Origin of the sequence: Gracilimonas halophila (assembly GCF_042684365.1) — a bacterium.
Taxonomy (GTDB): domain Bacteria; phylum Bacteroidota; class Rhodothermia; order Balneolales; family Balneolaceae; genus Gracilimonas; species Gracilimonas halophila.
In genome coordinates this window covers 76,953-93,374 of the sequence record NZ_JBHULI010000022.1, presented here as the reverse complement: position 1 = coordinate 93,374, position 16,422 = coordinate 76,953, and the positions used below count along the sequence as shown (strand labels likewise).

The window sequence follows — 16,422 nt, the reverse complement described above, 5'->3', positions numbered from 1 at the left end:
AAATAACGATTAACAAAAAGTAATTGATTACAAGAATGACTGCTGAAACTAAAGAATTGACGAAAAAAGAAGCATTTCTAAATTATCTGCTCCGTCTTGCAGATGACCGACTCATTTTGGGGCAGCGAATGTCCGAATGGTGTGGGCACGGACCTCAGCTTGAAGAAGATCTGGCTATGGCCAATATGGCTTTAGACCTCATTGGGCATGCCACAACACTGTATGAATATGCTGCAGAGATCGAAGATGAAGGACATGATGAAGACTATTTTGCTTACTTCCGTGATGACCGCGATTTCACGAACCTCCAGCTATGTGAACTACCCAAAGGCGATTTCGGATTTACCATTGCCCGGCAATTTTTATTCAGTGCATTCAGTTATTTCCAATACGAAAGGCTGAAAGAGGCAAAGGACGAGCAATTTGCAGGAATGATCAATAAGCACCTGAAAGAGATCAAGTATCACCTTAGACATTCCCGCGAGTGGGTCCTTCGTTTGGGTGATGGAACTGAGGAAAGTCATAACAGAATTCAGGAATCATTCGATGAGCTCTGGATGTATACCGATGAACTTTTCTACATGGATGAAGTAGATGATCTCATGATTAAAGAAGGAATGGGTGTTGATTCATCAGAATTCAAAAAAGAATGGAAAAAATTGGTGGAAGAAACGTTATCAGAAGCGACACTTACGGTTCCCGATTGGGATCAATTTATGATGAGTGGCAGCCGAAATGGAATTCATACTGAGCATTTAGGTCACATGCTGGCACAAATGCAGTTTTTACGCCGCTCTCATCCAGATGCGGAGTGGAAGTAACTGAGTTTTGAGTGTTGAGAGTTTAGTTTTTAGTTACTCAAATCATCACTCAAAACAATAACTCACATGCTATAATGTCAACCATTCAACTACATACCGAACAGCAGATCTGGGACTTCCTGAGGGAAGTGACTGACCCTGAGATCCCGGTGCTCAACATCGTGGAGATGGGAATTGCCCGGAAAGTTGAAGTGGATAAAGCCGGTAAAGTTCTGGTTAAGATCACACCCACCTACTCCGGCTGTCCGGCTATGAATGCTATTGAAAAGCTGGTTAATGAAAAGTTAGAGGAGCGTGGGGTTGAAGAATTTAAGGTGAAGCTTGACTTCGCTGAAACATGGACCACCGACTGGATGACGGAGGAAGCTAAAGCCAAACTCAAAGACTATGGCATTGCTCCTCCAGAGAAAACGGAAGAAGAAGGGGATTTTCTGAAAAGCTTGTCCAGCACTAAAGTTATTCCCTGTCCTTTTTGTGAATCTTTTGAGACGAAATTGGTCAGTAAATTTGGTTCAACAGCTTGTAAGTCTCAATATTTTTGCGATAATTGTGATCAACCTTTTGAACACTTCAAATGTATTTAAAATGAGGGCACTATTAATCACCTGCCTTTTATTTATCTGCTCTACTACTGTACGAGCACAGTTTATAAAACCGCTTCCCCCTTCAACTTTGGACAGCCTGTCAACAGAAATTTCATTTATTCCTAACAATTTTCTAAGCTATAGTTTGGAAGTCAACATTCCTGAAAATTCAACCTTCGATCAAAAGTTCGACAAGACACTTAGAGTAACCGGGCGGCTACTAAAAGATATACTCCTCAGAAATAAGTTTGATGGTACCGGATTTTATCCATACACCAGCAGATTAAATGTTGACACCTACACAGTCACCCAATACAATTCTTTGTACCGGAACTACCCTTTTTCTTATTAACCGAAAACCTCCTGCTCCCTTATGAGTGATTCAATGATCCTATCTAACTTAGAAAACGGTGTTTTAACGATTTCTTTGAACCGACCTGATAAACTCAACAGCTTCAATTTCAAGATGGGTTCTCAGATAAAAGAAGCATTGATGGAGGCTGAATCAAGCCAGGATGTGCGGTGCGTACTTTTAACAGGAGTCGGGCGTGCTTTTTGTGCCGGGCAAGATCTCGCTGAAGCCACAGAAGTCTCAAATGACCCCGATCGCGATCTAAGTGAAATTGTACATCATACGTACCTGCCCATCATCAAAGGAATTCGGGAACTGGAGAAGCCGGTAGTTTGTGCTGTAAACGGAACTGCTGCCGGAGCCGGGGCAAATATAGCACTCGCTTGTGATATTGTAATTGCCAGTGAGGAAGCCAAGTTCATACAGTCCTTTTCACAGATTGGATTGATTCCCGACAGTGGTGGAACCTATATCTTACCAAGGCTGATCGGGCTGGCCCGCGCTACTGCTTTGACTTTTTTAGGTGAAAAGATCACCGCTAATGATGCCGTTGAAATGGGCCTGATCTGGAAGTCATATCCAGCTGATGAATTTATGAAAGAAGCCCAAGCTATTGCCTCAAAACTAGCTAAAATGCCTACCCGGGGATTTGGCCTAACCAAACGTGGATTCAACGCCGGCTTTTCAAACGATCTCGAATCTCAACTGAAACTGGAAGCTAACCTGCAGGCAGAGGCAGGAGAAACCCATGATTATAATGAAGGGGTTCAGGCTTTTTTAGAAAAACGGAAGCCGAAGTTCAAGGGTAATTAGGATCGCTGATTACACTGATTTTAGGATTTCACAGATGCTACAGATTATAAGTAACGAGTAGCTTCTAAATAAAATTTATCACCATTTGCTGTGTAATAAGCGAAATCTGTGATCAACTTTGCGCGCTCTTTTGCGTACTTGCAATTCCACATCAAAATTGTAACCCGTCATGAATATTGAACCCACGAAAAACCTCAGAACCCTTCTCACCCTCGAAGAATTAGCCCTTTTCATTGGCTCTGTCATTTTATTTGGTTTGATCACAGAATATAATTGGTGGATGTTCGCTTTGCTCTTCTTTCTACCGGATGTTTCTTTTGCGGCCTACTTTATCAATACAAAGGTCGGTTCTTGGGTTTACAACCTCCTTCACCATAAAGGAATCATGATCGGACTGATCTTAGCCGGATACTTTGCTGAAATGGAATGGTTGTTAACCGTAGGAATTGTGTTCCTTGGCCATGCTGCTTTTGATCGGGTTTTCGGGTACGGACTCAAATTTCCGGATGATTTCAAGCATACGCATCTTGGAAGAGTTGGAAACTAAATCTCATCCAATAATTTAATACTTTCTCTTAGCTAATTATTTTTCAGGCTATTAAAAGCTCTTGTTTCAAAAATTTAGAGCAATTTACAACGCATTCCATTTCAGATTCCTTATCTTGGAAGCGATTTTTCAGACGATAAACAAAGAAATTCTATGATATCTAATGAAGCTAAGATCGGCGTTGTTGGCGCCGGAACAATGGGAACAGGAATTGCTCAGGTAGCAGCTACCCAGGGACACCAAGTCTATTTATACGATGCCTATCCTCAACAACTAGAAAAATCCAAAGCTGGATTGAAAAGCATCCTTGCCCGACAGGTGGAAAAAGAACGAATGACCCAGGAGGAAGTGGATGGTATTCTGAATAGAATTGAATTCGTAGATAACATTACCAACTTTAGCGAATGCGGTTTTGTGATAGAAGCGATCGTTGAAGATCTGGCTGTTAAAAAAGACACTTTCGCCAGACTTGAAGGAATAGTTTCTAAAGATTGCGTTCTTGCTTCTAACACCTCTTCCCTTTCCATTGCAGCGATCTCATCAGCCCTTAAAAAACCAGAGCGTTTTTTAGGAGTACACTTTTTTAATCCCGCACCTTTAATGAAACTGGTAGAGATCATATCGGGGATTGCGACTGATGATAAGGTCTTTAATTCAACCAAAAAATTTATAAAAAGCTGGAATAAGATCACGGTTTCCGGTAAGGATACACCGGGATTTATCGTGAATCGTGTGGCCCGACCATTTTACGGAGAAGCCTTGCGTATTTTTGAAGAAGGCATTGCTGACGCCGCCACTATCGATTGGGCTATGAAAGAGATCGGAGGTTTCCGAATGGGGCCCTTTGAGCTGATGGATCTGATAGGTCACGATGTGAACTATGAAGTCACGAGCACGGTATTTGAGGCTTTTTATTATGATCCTCGGTTCAAACCATCCTTTGCACAAAAGCGAATGGTTGAAGCAGGATGGTTAGGGAGAAAATCAGGACGTGGATTTTATAATTATAACGATGACTCCAAGAATCCAGCTCCGGAAAAAGATCAAGAACTTGGACAAGAAATTTTTGACCGGATACTGACTATGCTGATCAACGAAGCTTGTGATGCTGTATTCATGAATATTGCCTCTACTGAGGATGTGGACCTTGCTATGCAGAACGGAGTTAATTACCCCAAAGGTTTGCTGAAATGGGCGGATGAGATCGGACTCAAGAATGTGCTTGACAGAATGACCGCACTGCAGGTTGAATATCGTGAAGATCGTTATCGGCCAAATCCATTATTGAAGAAAATGGTGGCAGATCAAAAGAGTTTTTATTAAAAGAAGTCAGAAATCAGAACTCACTTTAGAAAATTCTGACTACTGTATTCTGAGTTCACATATAGACATATGAGTAAAAAAAATCACCCCATCATCAACAACATGTTCCAAAACGACCCCTTCTCCCAATGGATGGGAATTGAGATCTTGGAATCTGAGCCCGGATATTGCAAACTTTGCATGAAAATCCGCGAAGAGATGACGAATGGTTTTGGAGTTTGTCATGGCGGAATTACATTCTCTTTTGCGGATAGTGCCCTCGCTTTTGCATCCAATTCCAGAGGTACCATTTCCCTTGCTCTGGAAAACAATATAAACTTTACAAAAAAAGTGAGTGTTGGTGATAAACTGATAGCTGAAACTGAAGAACTCCAAAATGGACGAACAATCGGTGTTTATAAAGTCCGCATTTCAAATCAGGATAACGAATTAGTAGCAGAGTTTAGAGGCACGGTTTACAGAACTGGTAAGTCACATCAATAGAGATGTAAGACTATAGATTAAAGACGAAAGATTTTAAGAATGCATAATTACAAGCAATTAGACGTTTGGGGAAAAGGAATTGAATTGGCAGTATCAATCTATGATCTGACTAGAAAATTTCCTGCTGAGGAAAAGTTTGGAATGGTGTCTCAAATGAGACGTTGCTCAGTCTCAGTCAGCTCTAATATAGCTGAAGGTGCTGGAAGAAACTCTGATAATGAATTTCGTCATTTCTTAAACATTTCTTTCGGCTCTTGCTCTGAACTTGAAACACAATTATTGATTAGCCAAAAGCTTGGTTATATATCTTCTGATCAACTTAAAACCATTTCGTCTGACTTATCAGAAATTCAAAAGATGATTTTTACTCTAATCAAAAAATTCTCTTAAATCTTTTATCTAACATCTCATGTCTAATAAACAAGCATATATCATAGACGGAATCAGAACTCCAATTGGAAAATTAAAAGGCGCACTGTCTTCGATCAGAGCCGATGACTTGGCTGCTATCCCGATCAAAGAACTTATTAAAAGAAACCCTGAGATCGACCTGGAAGCAATTGAGGATGTCATTTTTGGATGTGCAAATCAAGCCGGTGAAGACAACCGGAATGTGGCTCGTATGGCTTCACTTTTAGCCGGAATACCGGTCTCTGTACCGGGTGAAACAGTGAACCGATTGTGTGCCTCGGGAATGAGTGCCACAGTGAAAGCCTACCATGCCATCAAGGCGGGTGAAGGAGAGCTTTTTATTACTGGCGGAGTGGAACACATGACACGGGGACCGATCGTTTTAGGTAAGGGATCTTCTCCATATTCAGGCACCACGGAAATGCATGACTCTACCTTTGGATGGCGTTTTGTTAATCCAAAAATGGAAGAAATGTACGGTACCGATGGAATGGGTATGACAGCTGAAAATGTAGTTGAAATGCATAACATCAGCCGCGAAGATCAAGATAAGTTTGCGGCCTGGAGCCAACAAAAAGCCGGAGCCGCAAGAGACTCAGGCCGTCTTGCTAAAGAAATTATACCGGTAGAAATTCCCCGCAGAAAACAGGATCCATATCTGTTCGAGCATGATGAATTTATGCGTCCGGATACCACAGCTGAAGTATTAGCAAAATTACGTCCCGCTTTCAAAAAAGACGGTTCCGTAACAGCAGGTAATGCTTCCGGATTAAATGATGGCGCAGGTGCTTTGTTAGTTGCTTCGGATAAAGCAGTCAAGGATTTTGGCTTGAAACCTAAGGCAAGAATTTTGGCACATGCTGTGTCGGGAATTGAACCAAGAATTATGGGACTGGGCCCGGTGGAAGCAGCTCAAAAAGTATTGAAACGCGCCGGATTGAAATTGGCTGATATGGACGTCATTGAGTTAAATGAGGCCTTTGCAGGTCAATCTCTCGGCGTAACCCGAATGCTGGAAATGGATGATGCTGATCCACGGCTCAACCCTAACGGCGGTGCTATTGCATTGGGACACCCACTGGGAATGACCGGGCAACGATTGTTACAAACGGCCACGGTCGAACTTCACGAAAAAGAATCTCACAAATATGCGCTTTGCATGTTATGTGTTGGGGTTGGACAAGGAATGGCTGTTATTCTGGAGAAAGTGTAATGGTTTTTAGGAGATTAAGTTATTGAGTAATTAAGTAACTACGGCGGGTCATGTATAAACTATCTGAATTAGAATCGTGGAAATCTGCCCGGGAATTGAGACAAATGGTATCAACTTTGGTAAAGGATTTCCCTAAAGACGAAAAATTCAGATTAAAAGATCAGATCATTCGTTCTTCAAGATCCGTTCCGGCAAACATTGCAGAAGGATTTGGGAGGTATCATTATCAAGAGAACATTCAATTCTGCAGAATGGCTCGCGGTTCACTCTATGAAACACAAGAACACTTAATATGTGCACTTGATGAAGGATATATACAACAAAATGCCTTTGATGAACTTAACAACCAGATCTTGCATTGTTTGAAAATTTTAAATGGATATATCGCCTATTTGAAAAAATCAAAACAAGGCTCAAAGAAATGAGAACTAAATTTCTCAATAACTTAATCTCCTAATCTCCATGATCTACGAATTTAATAGATATAAACCTGTCATTCACGAAACGGCTTTTGTGCATCCCCAAGCAGCGGTAACGGGGAATGTGATTATCGGAAAGGATGTCTATATCGGTCCGGGAGCAGCTATTCGGGGCGATTGGGGTAAAGTCGTGATCAAGGATGGGTGTAATATTCAAGAGAACTGCACTATCCATATGTTTCCCGGAGTTACGGTTACTTTGGAGGAATCCGCTCATGTTGGACATGGTGCGATTATTCATGGAGCACATCTTGGTGAAAATTGCCTAATCGGGATGAATGCTGTAGTTATGGATAATGTGAAAGTCGGAAAAGAATCGATTATTGGAGCCTTAGCTTTTGTTCCTGAAGGGATGGAGGTTCCTGATCGAAAAGTAGTGGTTGGGAATCCGGCAAAGATCGTTAAAGATGTTACCGATGAAATGGCGGCATGGAAAACCAAGGGAACCGGTCTTTATCAAAAACTACCGAAAGAGTTACATGAGACCTTAAAAGAATGTGAGCCACTTAGAGAAGTTCCTGATGGTCGAAAAGATCAGGAAATGGGATATGAGACATGGGGAAGTAAGAAGTAAGAAGTAAGAAATCAGAATACAGAAAACAGGATTCAGATTAGAACATACTGAGTTCTGAACCCTGTTTTCCTTTATTTTAAGAAGAAAATATGATGAAAGTACAAAGCTTTATAAAAGGCGAATGGTTAACAGAAGGTAAAGAAACGGAGCTGCTCAGTGCGGTTACTGGTGAACCGGTTGCTCAAATGATTGAGGCTGATATTGATTACAAGTCAGCGCTCGAATATGCCCGAAAAGTTGGCGGGCCAAAACTTCGCGAGATGACCATCCATGAACGAGCGTTCAAGATCAAATTTCTTGGCCAATACCTGATGGAGCGCAAGGAGAAGTATTACGAGATCTCCACTCATACCGGGGCAACACGAGCTGATTCCTGGATCGATATTGAGGGCGGTATCATCACTGCTTTTGGGATCTCCAGTAAATCACGACGGCATCTATCTGACCTTCCGTGGCATGTAGAAGGTGACACCGAGCGCCTTTCCCGCAAGGGCTCTTTCATAGGGCAGCATATTTGTGTGCCCAAACATGGAGTGGCTGTTCACATCAATGCGTTCAATTTTCCGATCTGGGGCATGTTGGAGAAAATGGCTCCTGCTATCATCTCAGGAATGCCGGTTATCGTTAAACCATCTCCAGTTGGATCCTATCTCTCATGTGAAGTTTTTAAAGATATAATCGAGTCAGACATTCTTCCTGAAGGAGCGGTTCAGTTTATTGCTGCTGATAAACCAGGCGACCTGCTCGACCACTTAATAAGTCAGGATTCCGTAGCTTTTACCGGCTCAGCCCTGACCGGACAAAAACTGAAAGCCCATCCAAATATCATCGCCAATAATGTACAATTTAACCTGGAAGCTGATTCACTGAACTGCTCTATTCTTGGGGAAGATGTTACTCCAGACATGGAGGAATTCGATCTCTTCATCAAAGAAGTGGCGAGGGAGATGACCGTAAAAACCGGCCAGAAGTGTACGGCCATTCGCCGAACGATCGTTCCGGAACATCTGGAAGATGAAGTTATTGAAGCACTAAAAACCCGACTGGGGAAAACCACCATCGGTGATCCCGGAGAAAAAGAAACCCGAATGGGGCCATTGGCAAGTTCCCTTCAAGCCGAAAGATTTGAAGAACAGCTTCAACAACTTTCTGAAATCACCGAAACCGTTTATATGTCAAATGATGATCTAAATGGAGCTTACACGAATTCACGTGTATTGGTCTGTCATCAGCCCATGCAGGTAAATGAGGTTCACCGGCTTGAGGCATTTGGTCCAATGACCACCGTAATGCCCTACAAAAATACACAAGAAGCCATTGATATTGCCAACAAAGCCAACGGGTCGTTAGTGGGCTCTTTATTTACAGCTGATGATGAGCTTGCTCATAAAATCACCATGGGTTGTGCCCCCTATCACGGACGGTTTATGGTGATCAACAAAAATTCAGCTGAAGAATCGACCGGGCATGGATCACCGATTGCATCACTGGTCCACGGAGGTCCGGGGCATGCCGGCGGTGGTGAGGAATTGGGTGGTGCCCGCGCTGTACTGCATAATATGCAACGGATTGCCTTACAGGGATCTCCAACTACACTCCGGAATATAGTGAAGCAGCATATCAGTGGAGCTGAAACCACTGAATCGGACAAACATCCTTTCCAAAAATATTTTGAGGAATTGGAGGTCGGAGAAGCAATGACCACCAAGAAGCGTACCGTTACTGAAAAAGATGTTGAAGAATTTGCCGAATTGAGCGGAGATCACTTTTACGCCCATACAGATCCCAAAGCTGCGGCTCGGTCACTGTTTGGCAAGATCGTAGCCCACGGTTACTTCGTGCTTTCTGCAACGGCCGGTTTGTTTGTGGATCCGGATGAAGGTCCTGTGATGCTGAACTATGGTTTGGAGAATCTGCGGTTTGTAGCCCCTGTTTTCCCGGGTGATACTATTCAGGCTAAACTGATACTGAAAAGAAAAAATATCCGCCAGCAAAAGAAAGATGACAAATTCCCATTCGGTGTTGTGTATTGGGATGTAGAAGTAACGAATCAGGATGAGGTTTTGGTGGCAGAGTACACGATCCTCACTTTGATGAAGAGGAAGAATAAATTACCTATAGACGAAGTTTAGGAAATTTTAAATTTTGAATTTTAAATGTTGAATTAAGTAATGAGTGAACAAAACGGATCGGTAAATTTATCCATCGAAAATAATATTGGAACCATTGAATTCTTTCATCCCAAAGGAAATTCTCTGCCGGGAGCCATTCTTCGAAAGTTAGCGGAAACTATTACTTCTGCCGGCGATAACCAGGATATAAAAGTTGTCGTAATAAAAAGTCGTGGTGATGGCGCTTTTTGTGCCGGAGCTTCTTTTGATGAACTGATCGCAATTGATGACTATGAAACCGGAAAAGAGTTCTTCATGGGTTTTGCTCTTGTATTAAACGCAATGCGTACCTGCCCAAAATTGATCATCGTAAGAGTTCATGGTAAAACCGTAGGCGGTGGAGTAGGAATTGCTTCAGCCGGAGACTATACATTCGCCCATAAAGATGCCGCTGTTAAATTGAGTGAACTGGCATTGGGAATTGGCCCTTTTGTGGTTGGTCCTGCAGTAGAACGAAAAGTGGGGAAAAGTGCTTTTTCAACCATGTCTGTGGATGCTACCAATTGGTATGACTCCGAATTTGCTGAGCAAAAGGGGATGTTCAACAAAGTGCATGAAACTACAGAAGAATTAGACAGGTCCGTATCGGAACTTGCAGCTCAACTTGCGAAAAGCAGCCCTGAAGCTATGCGTGACCTGAAAGCTGTTCTATGGAAAGGAACTGAAGACTGGGATCTTCTTTTGGAACAAAGAGCTGAGATAAGTGGACGATTAGTACTCTCTGATTTTACTAAGAACTTTATCAGAAAGTTTAAAAGTAAAAGTTAGACTAAAGGGAATCTACAGACTCAGTATCACAATTAGTTTCAACAATTAGTATAATCCGTTGCAACCTAATTAATTTACTGCTTATGAAATTCTCTAGCTTATTCCTCGCATTTCTATTTGTTTCAACCACATTGTTTGCCCAAGATAAGTGGGATGTTTCAAACCCGGACTTGGGAGAGACCACAGACCTCACCATTACAACCGATGAGGGAACCTGGATGAATCTGGATGTAAGTCCTGATGGACAAAACATTGTATTCGACCTCTTAGGCGACATATTTATTATGCCTATCGCAGGTGGACAGGCAGAGCTATTACGTGGAGGCCTTGCCTATGAGATCCAGCCTCGATTCAGCCCTGATGGAACGCAGATCCTTTTTACAAGCGATGCCGGTGGCGGGGACAATATTTGGGTGATGGACCAGGACGGAAATAATGCCCGGCAAATTACTGATGAAAGTTTTAGGCTTCTAAATAATGCGGTTTGGACACCTGATGGAGAGTATATCATTGCTAAAAAACACTTTTCATCTACCCGCTCCTTAGGAGCCGGCGAGATATGGATGTACCATAAGAGCGGGGGAGCAGGAATTCAACTCGTAGAAAAAGCAAATGATCAACAGGATATCGGTGAGCCTTGGGTTTCTCCTGATGGTCGTTACATCTATTACAGCCAGGATGTATATCCCGGTGGTTTTTTCCAATACAATAAAGATCCCAATAGTCAGATCTATGTGATTCGTCGTTATGACCGTGAAACCGGGGAGATCGAAACAGTAACCGGAGGAAATGGAGGAGCAATCAGACCACAGATCTCTCCGGATGGTGAAACACTGGCCTTTGTACGAAGGGTAAGAACAAAGTCTGTACTGTTTTTAAGAGACCTCGATACTGGAAGAGAGTACCCGGTCTATGAAAACCTTAGCAAAGACATGCAGGAGGCTTGGGCTATTTTTGGACCTAATGCAAACTTCAACTGGATGCCCGACAATCAACACATCATCATTTGGGCCAACGGTAAAATCAATAAAATTGACACAGAAACCGGTGAATCTGAAGTTATTCCCTTTGAAGCAGAGTCCAGCCATGAGATTGCCAAAGCTGTTAGATTTCAGCAGGATATTGCCCCTGAAGAATTTCGTGTGAAAGCGGTTCGCCAGCTAAGAACCTCTCCTGATGGGCGAACACTGGTTTGGAGTGCAGCTGGTTATCTTTGGAGTAAAATGCTTCCGGACGGAACACCAAGAAGGATCACCAACTCAACTGATTTCGAATTTGAACCTTCCTTTTCCCCTGATGGCGAATCTATTGTATTTGTTTCATGGAGTGATGAGGATATGGGAGCGGTGAATGTGGTAGAATTAAATGAAAGCCCCCAGCCAGCTACCCCAAGAAAATTGACTGATGAGAAAGGGATCTACAGAGAACCTTCTTTCAGTACTGACGGCCGGACCATTGTTTTCAGAAAAGAAAGCGGAAACGGTCAACAAGGGTTTGTTCATACTTTAGATCCCGGAATTTACACGATTCCCGCAAATGGCGGTTCTGCAACAATGATAACTGATGAAGGAGCTCTCCCTAAATTCAGCCCCGATGGCGAGCGAATCTTTTACCAAACCGGTGGATATATTTTTGGTGCCATCAACAAATCCTATAAAAGTGTAGATCTTTCAGGAAACGATGAGCAAACTCATTTTACTTCCAGCTACGGACATGAGTTTGCCCCAAGCCCTGATGGTAAATGGATGGCTTTCTCAAACCTTCATAAGGTCTATCTTGCACCAATCCCAAAAGCCGGGAAAACGATCGAGCTAAATCCTAATACCCGTTCAATTCCTGTAAAACAGATTTCCTCTGAGGCCGGTTATCATATGCATTGGTCTGCTGAAAGTGATAAAGTTCACTGGACACTCGGCGAGGAATATTTCACCGTGAACCTGGAAGATACCTTTGAATTTGTTGAAGGCGCTCCTGATTCACTTCCCGAACCCCCAACCGAAGGTGTCAACCTGGAAATGGAGCTGGAAACCTATGTACCTGAAGGCATGATCGCTTTCACTAATGCCCGCATCATCACTATGAGAGGCGATACCGTTATTCAGAGTGGAACTGTGTTAGTAGATGGAAACCGAATTGCCGGGGTTGGGGAAAATGTGGAAATACCATCGAGCGCGAAAGTCATCGATGCTTCCGGAAAAACAATTATGCCCGGTATTGTTGATGTTCATGCCCATGTTGGTAATTTCAGATTGGGAATAAGTCCACAACAACAGTGGGAGTACTTTGCGAATCTGGCTTATGGTGTAACAACGGTTCATGACCCATCTTCAAACTCTGAGATGGTCTTTTCCCATTCCGAAGCCATCAAGGCCGGACATATGATAGGACCACGTGTATTCTCAACCGGAGTAATCCTCTATGGTGCTGATGGTTCTATTAAAACGGAGATCAACAGTTATGAAGATGCATTATTTGCTTTGAACCGAACCAAAGCGTGGGGTGCTTTTTCGGTGAAGAGTTATAATCAGCCCAGAAGAGAACAAAGACAGCAGGTGATCAAAGCAGCTAAAGAATTAGAAATGATGGTAATGCCGGAAGGTGGATCAACCTTCACCCATAATATGAGTATGATATTGGATGGGCATACCGGAATTGAACATAATGTTCCTGTTGTCCCTCTTTACAAGGATGTCCGCGAACTTTGGGCCGCCAGTGAAACCGGTTATACACCAACTCATGTGGTAAACTACGGAAGTATGAGTGGAGAGTATTACTGGTATCAGAAAACCAATGTTTGGGAAAACGACCGGCTCCTGACCTTTACTCCAAGAAGTGTGATCGATCCTCGTTCCCGTCATCGTACCATGATTCCTGATGAAGAATATGAAAGTGGACATATTTTGACTGCTGAGTCTGGAAAAATGCTAACAGATGCCGGAGTAAAAGTAAATCTTGGAGCCCATGGACAGTTGCAAGGCCTCGGAGCTCATTGGGAGCTCTGGATGTTCGAACAGGGCGGCATGACCAACATGGAAGCATTACGTGCTGCAACACTGAATGGTGCTCATTACCTGGGTATGGATCATGAGATCGGTTCCATCGAGGTAGGAAAACTGGCTGACTTAGTAGTGCTCTCTGAAAATCCACTGGATGATATTCAGAATACTGACTCTGTAACCCATACCATGGTTAACGGGCGCTTATTTGATGCTTCCACTATGAACGAAGTAGGAAATCAGGAACGCGAGCGACTACCTTTCTGGTGGGAACGTGACGGATACGATGAGCGCTTCGACTGGCATGCAAACTCCATTGCCCCAGCCGGATTACAATGCACTTGCTTTGGAACCCATTAATAATTCATTATAAAACTAAATAGGTTATTCAACTCCGGCATCAAGTGTCGGAGTTTTTTTATTTGGTTAATTAAATTGATTTGAAATGACTGCCGATCTCATTATAAAGAAACTCAAAAATAAAGCCGATCCAGAAAAGGCAAAACACTCCGTCCGATTTTTAAGACCGGCCCGGGAGAATATGGGGAAGGAGATGAGTTTCTTGGCATCAAAGTACCTGAACAAAGAAAAGTAGCAAAACTTCATAAAGACTTACCTGCTGCTGAGATCCGGGAACTACTTCAAAGTAAGTATCATGAAGTTCGGCTTACTGCTTTAATGTTGATGGTATATAAAGTTGAGAAAGGCAGTTCTGAAACACTGACTGAAATGACAAAACTGTATCTCGACAACCTTCATTCTATTAATAACTGGGACCTCACAGACAGTTCTTGCCATCATATTTTAGGACGATATCTCGAAAACCGGGACAGGGATCTCCTTTATAAATTTGCTCGTTCCGAAGATCTTTGGAAAAAACGCATTGCGATAGTGACCTGCTATCGGTTTATTAAAAATAATGATTTTACTGACGCATTAAACATCGCTGAGATACTGATGAATGATGATCATGACCTTATCCATAAAGCCGTGGGCTGGATGGATAAGGATCTTGGCTTTTCCGCATCGGATGTACTTACTGTAGAACTGAATGTTAAAGACCAAGAAAAAGCATACCAAATTTCGAACCTTTTAAGTACTGAAATTCGAAGTATACCGGGTGTAGAAGAGGTATCTATTATTGCCAGTCACTATCGATCCGACCCGAGGATGATTGAACACAGGTATGGTATTGGCATGGGATCTATGAAAGCCTCAACCACACTGGAAAGCGTGGCTGATAATGGCGGTCTAACTTTAGAACTTGTAGATGAGAACTATCTAGAAACCATGGATATAGAATTATTACAGGGAAGGGATTTTGCTCTCGATCGTCCATCTGATATTGAAAATGGAATCCTTGTTAATAAATCATTTGCCGACAATATGGGTTGGAAAAACCCAGTGGGACAAATTATTGAGGATAAAGCAGGTTGGGGTGAATCTTCCATTCACGGAAAAGAAGTGATCGGAGTGGTAGAGGACTTCCATTTTGAGCCACTTTATAAACAACTTCAGCCTATTGTACTTAAGCATTTAGAAAGCGATGAGAATTCTTACCCGGGAACCGTACTCGTTAAAACTGCTTCTGGCTCAATGAGTGAAACAATTTCCAAAATTTCTGGGATGTGGAACCAAATCGCCCAGCAAGAACCCTTCAGCTATAACCTCCTCGATGAAATGGTAGCACTCCAATACATGGAAGAACAGCGCTGGCGGAATATCATTCAGTTTGCTTCCTTTATGGCTATTGCCTTGGCATGTTTTGGGCTCTTTGGCCTTGCCGCCTTGTCTGCACAACGAAGAACCAAAGAGATTGGCATCCGAAAAGTAATGGGAGCAACGTTAACGAATATTATTACATTGCTTTCAAAGGATTTTGTTAAGCTGATTATTGCAGGGTTTGTAATCGCTATCCCCATCGCATGGTACGCAGTCCATCAGTGGCTTAGTGAGTTTGCCTACCGCATTGAACTCGGCCCGGGCATTTTTATATTTGCAGGACTAACTGCATTTATCATTGCCCTGCTAACCGTTAGCTGGCAATCCATTAAAGCTGCGGTAGCAAACCCCGTAGAAAGTTTAAGAAGTGAATAAATAATAGTGTTGCAGTGCTAGGGTGTCACGGTGTTAAGAAAACATCGGTAACACCGTAACACTGAAACACCCTCGCACCATAACACCAAATTATGATCCAACTAAGAAACATAGACAAATACATCGACAAACGGTTCCAGCGAACCTTCATCCTTAAAGGAGTCGATCTTGACATCAAAGAAGGGGAATTCGTAACCATTATGGGGCCAAGTGGCGCCGGAAAATCTACCTTACTAAATATCCTGGGGTTTTTGGATGATGCTTCGGAAGGTGAGTATAAATTTCTGGGCGAACCAGTTCACAATCTCAGTGAGAAGAAGAAGTCTGAGTATCATAAATCTCATATTGGTTTTGTATTCCAAGCTTATCACCTGCTCGATGAATTAACCGTATATGAGAATATTGAGATGCCGCTTTTGTATCGCAAGGTATCCGGAAAACAGAGAAAAGCTATGGTGGCCGATATCCTGGATCGATTCAATATTGTAGCTAAAAAAGATCTGTTTCCTCCTCAGCTTTCCGGTGGACAGCAACAGGTGGTTGGAGTTGCACGAGCCATTATCGGCAATCCAAAGTTAATACTCGCTGACGAACCAACCGGTAATCTTCATTCTGAACAAAGTGAGCAGATCATGGAGATGTTCAAAAAGTTGAACGATGAAGGTGTTACTATCATACAGGTAACCCATTCTGAGAAAATGGCAGCTTACGGAAACCGTATCATAAATCTGAGGGACGGTGCATTGGTTCAGGAAGATCCTTACGAGGGAGAAACTGCCGGGTAGCAGCA

General features: G+C 42.7%; 15 protein-coding genes. All 15 read left to right on the top strand.

The window, feature by feature from the left end:
- The first annotated feature begins 35 nt into the window (after nucleotides 1-35).
- The 15 genes from paaC to ACFSVN_RS05415 all read left to right on the top strand — a co-directional run bounded on the left by paaC (nucleotide 36) and on the right by ACFSVN_RS05415 (nucleotide 16,417).
- Nucleotides 36-821 (top strand): 1,2-phenylacetyl-CoA epoxidase subunit PaaC, encoded by a 786-nt coding sequence (gene paaC / locus ACFSVN_RS05485; RefSeq protein WP_390299771.1) that lies wholly within the window; start codon nucleotides 36-38, stop codon nucleotides 819-821.
- A 74-nt stretch (nucleotides 822-895) separates the two neighbouring features.
- Entirely contained in the window at nucleotides 896-1,405 is a 510-nt protein-coding gene (gene paaD, locus ACFSVN_RS05480; RefSeq protein WP_390299768.1) for a 1,2-phenylacetyl-CoA epoxidase subunit PaaD, read from the top strand.
- A gap of 373 nt (nucleotides 1,406-1,778) precedes the next feature.
- Nucleotides 1,779-2,570 carry a 2-(1,2-epoxy-1,2-dihydrophenyl)acetyl-CoA isomerase PaaG gene (paaG, locus tag ACFSVN_RS05475; protein WP_390299765.1) on the top strand — a complete coding sequence of 264 codons (792 nt, stop codon included), beginning with the start codon at nucleotides 1,779-1,781 and terminating at the stop codon, nucleotides 2,568-2,570.
- 169 nt (nucleotides 2,571-2,739) lie between these two features.
- Entirely contained in the window at nucleotides 2,740-3,117 is a 378-nt protein-coding gene (locus ACFSVN_RS05470; RefSeq protein ID WP_390299762.1) for a DUF4260 domain-containing protein, read from the top strand.
- A gap of 153 nt (nucleotides 3,118-3,270) precedes the next feature.
- On the top strand, nucleotides 3,271-4,440 hold the full coding sequence (locus tag ACFSVN_RS05465; RefSeq protein WP_390299759.1) for a 3-hydroxyacyl-CoA dehydrogenase NAD-binding domain-containing protein: 1,170 nt from the start codon (nucleotides 3,271-3,273) through the stop codon (nucleotides 4,438-4,440).
- Between the two features lie 69 nt (nucleotides 4,441-4,509).
- Nucleotides 4,510-4,923 (top strand): PaaI family thioesterase, encoded by a 414-nt coding sequence (locus tag ACFSVN_RS05460; protein WP_390299756.1) that lies wholly within the window; start codon nucleotides 4,510-4,512, stop codon nucleotides 4,921-4,923.
- A gap of 39 nt (nucleotides 4,924-4,962) precedes the next feature.
- Nucleotides 4,963-5,313: a four helix bundle protein gene (locus ACFSVN_RS05455; protein ID WP_390299753.1), complete on the top strand. Its 351-nt coding sequence runs from the start codon at nucleotides 4,963-4,965 to the stop codon at nucleotides 5,311-5,313.
- A gap of 19 nt (nucleotides 5,314-5,332) precedes the next feature.
- Nucleotides 5,333-6,547, top strand: a complete 1,215-nt coding sequence (gene pcaF / locus ACFSVN_RS05450; RefSeq protein ID WP_390299749.1) for a 3-oxoadipyl-CoA thiolase — start codon at nucleotides 5,333-5,335, stop codon at nucleotides 6,545-6,547.
- A 50-nt stretch (nucleotides 6,548-6,597) separates the two neighbouring features.
- Entirely contained in the window at nucleotides 6,598-6,972 is a 375-nt protein-coding gene (locus ACFSVN_RS05445) for a four helix bundle protein (protein ID WP_390299746.1), read from the top strand.
- 37 nt (nucleotides 6,973-7,009) lie between these two features.
- Nucleotides 7,010-7,600, top strand: a complete 591-nt coding sequence (locus ACFSVN_RS05440) for an acyltransferase (RefSeq protein WP_390299743.1) — start codon at nucleotides 7,010-7,012, stop codon at nucleotides 7,598-7,600.
- Between the two features lie 89 nt (nucleotides 7,601-7,689).
- Nucleotides 7,690-9,732 (top strand): phenylacetic acid degradation bifunctional protein PaaZ, encoded by a 2,043-nt coding sequence (paaZ, locus tag ACFSVN_RS05435; RefSeq protein WP_390299740.1) that lies wholly within the window; start codon nucleotides 7,690-7,692, stop codon nucleotides 9,730-9,732.
- A gap of 39 nt (nucleotides 9,733-9,771) precedes the next feature.
- The gene (locus ACFSVN_RS05430) at nucleotides 9,772-10,539 is read left to right on the top strand and encodes an enoyl-CoA hydratase/isomerase family protein (protein WP_390299737.1); all 768 of its coding nucleotides are present in this window, start codon (nucleotides 9,772-9,774) and stop codon (nucleotides 10,537-10,539) included.
- An 83-nt stretch (nucleotides 10,540-10,622) separates the two neighbouring features.
- Nucleotides 10,623-13,895: an amidohydrolase family protein gene (locus ACFSVN_RS05425; RefSeq protein WP_390299734.1), complete on the top strand. Its 3,273-nt coding sequence runs from the start codon at nucleotides 10,623-10,625 to the stop codon at nucleotides 13,893-13,895.
- A 156-nt stretch (nucleotides 13,896-14,051) separates the two neighbouring features.
- Entirely contained in the window at nucleotides 14,052-15,632 is a 1,581-nt protein-coding gene (locus tag ACFSVN_RS05420; RefSeq protein ID WP_390300154.1) for a DNA alkylation repair protein, read from the top strand.
- Between the two features lie 92 nt (nucleotides 15,633-15,724).
- Entirely contained in the window at nucleotides 15,725-16,417 is a 693-nt protein-coding gene (locus tag ACFSVN_RS05415) for an ABC transporter ATP-binding protein (RefSeq protein ID WP_390299731.1), read from the top strand.
- The last annotated feature ends 5 nt before the right edge of the window (nucleotides 16,418-16,422 follow it).

Coding starts and splice junctions, on each gene's coding strand:
- ACFSVN_RS05470 (WP_390299762.1), top strand. CDS start 2,740: ATGAATATTGAACCCACGAAAAACCTCAGAACCCTTCTCACCCTCGAA.
- ACFSVN_RS05445 (WP_390299746.1), top strand. CDS start 6,598: ATGTATAAACTATCTGAATTAGAATCGTGGAAATCTGCCCGGGAATTG.
- ACFSVN_RS05415 (WP_390299731.1), top strand. CDS start 15,725: ATGATCCAACTAAGAAACATAGACAAATACATCGACAAACGGTTCCAG.
- ACFSVN_RS05430 (WP_390299737.1), top strand. CDS start 9,772: ATGAGTGAACAAAACGGATCGGTAAATTTATCCATCGAAAATAATATT.
- ACFSVN_RS05440 (WP_390299743.1), top strand. CDS start 7,010: ATGATCTACGAATTTAATAGATATAAACCTGTCATTCACGAAACGGCT.
- ACFSVN_RS05465 (WP_390299759.1), top strand. CDS start 3,271: ATGATATCTAATGAAGCTAAGATCGGCGTTGTTGGCGCCGGAACAATG.
- pcaF (WP_390299749.1), top strand. CDS start 5,333: ATGTCTAATAAACAAGCATATATCATAGACGGAATCAGAACTCCAATT.
- paaG (WP_390299765.1), top strand. CDS start 1,779: ATGAGTGATTCAATGATCCTATCTAACTTAGAAAACGGTGTTTTAACG.
- ACFSVN_RS05460 (WP_390299756.1), top strand. CDS start 4,510: ATGAGTAAAAAAAATCACCCCATCATCAACAACATGTTCCAAAACGAC.
- ACFSVN_RS05455 (WP_390299753.1), top strand. CDS start 4,963: ATGCATAATTACAAGCAATTAGACGTTTGGGGAAAAGGAATTGAATTG.
- paaC (WP_390299771.1), top strand. CDS start 36: ATGACTGCTGAAACTAAAGAATTGACGAAAAAAGAAGCATTTCTAAAT.
- paaD (WP_390299768.1), top strand. CDS start 896: ATGTCAACCATTCAACTACATACCGAACAGCAGATCTGGGACTTCCTG.
- paaZ (WP_390299740.1), top strand. CDS start 7,690: ATGATGAAAGTACAAAGCTTTATAAAAGGCGAATGGTTAACAGAAGGT.
- ACFSVN_RS05425 (WP_390299734.1), top strand. CDS start 10,623: ATGAAATTCTCTAGCTTATTCCTCGCATTTCTATTTGTTTCAACCACA.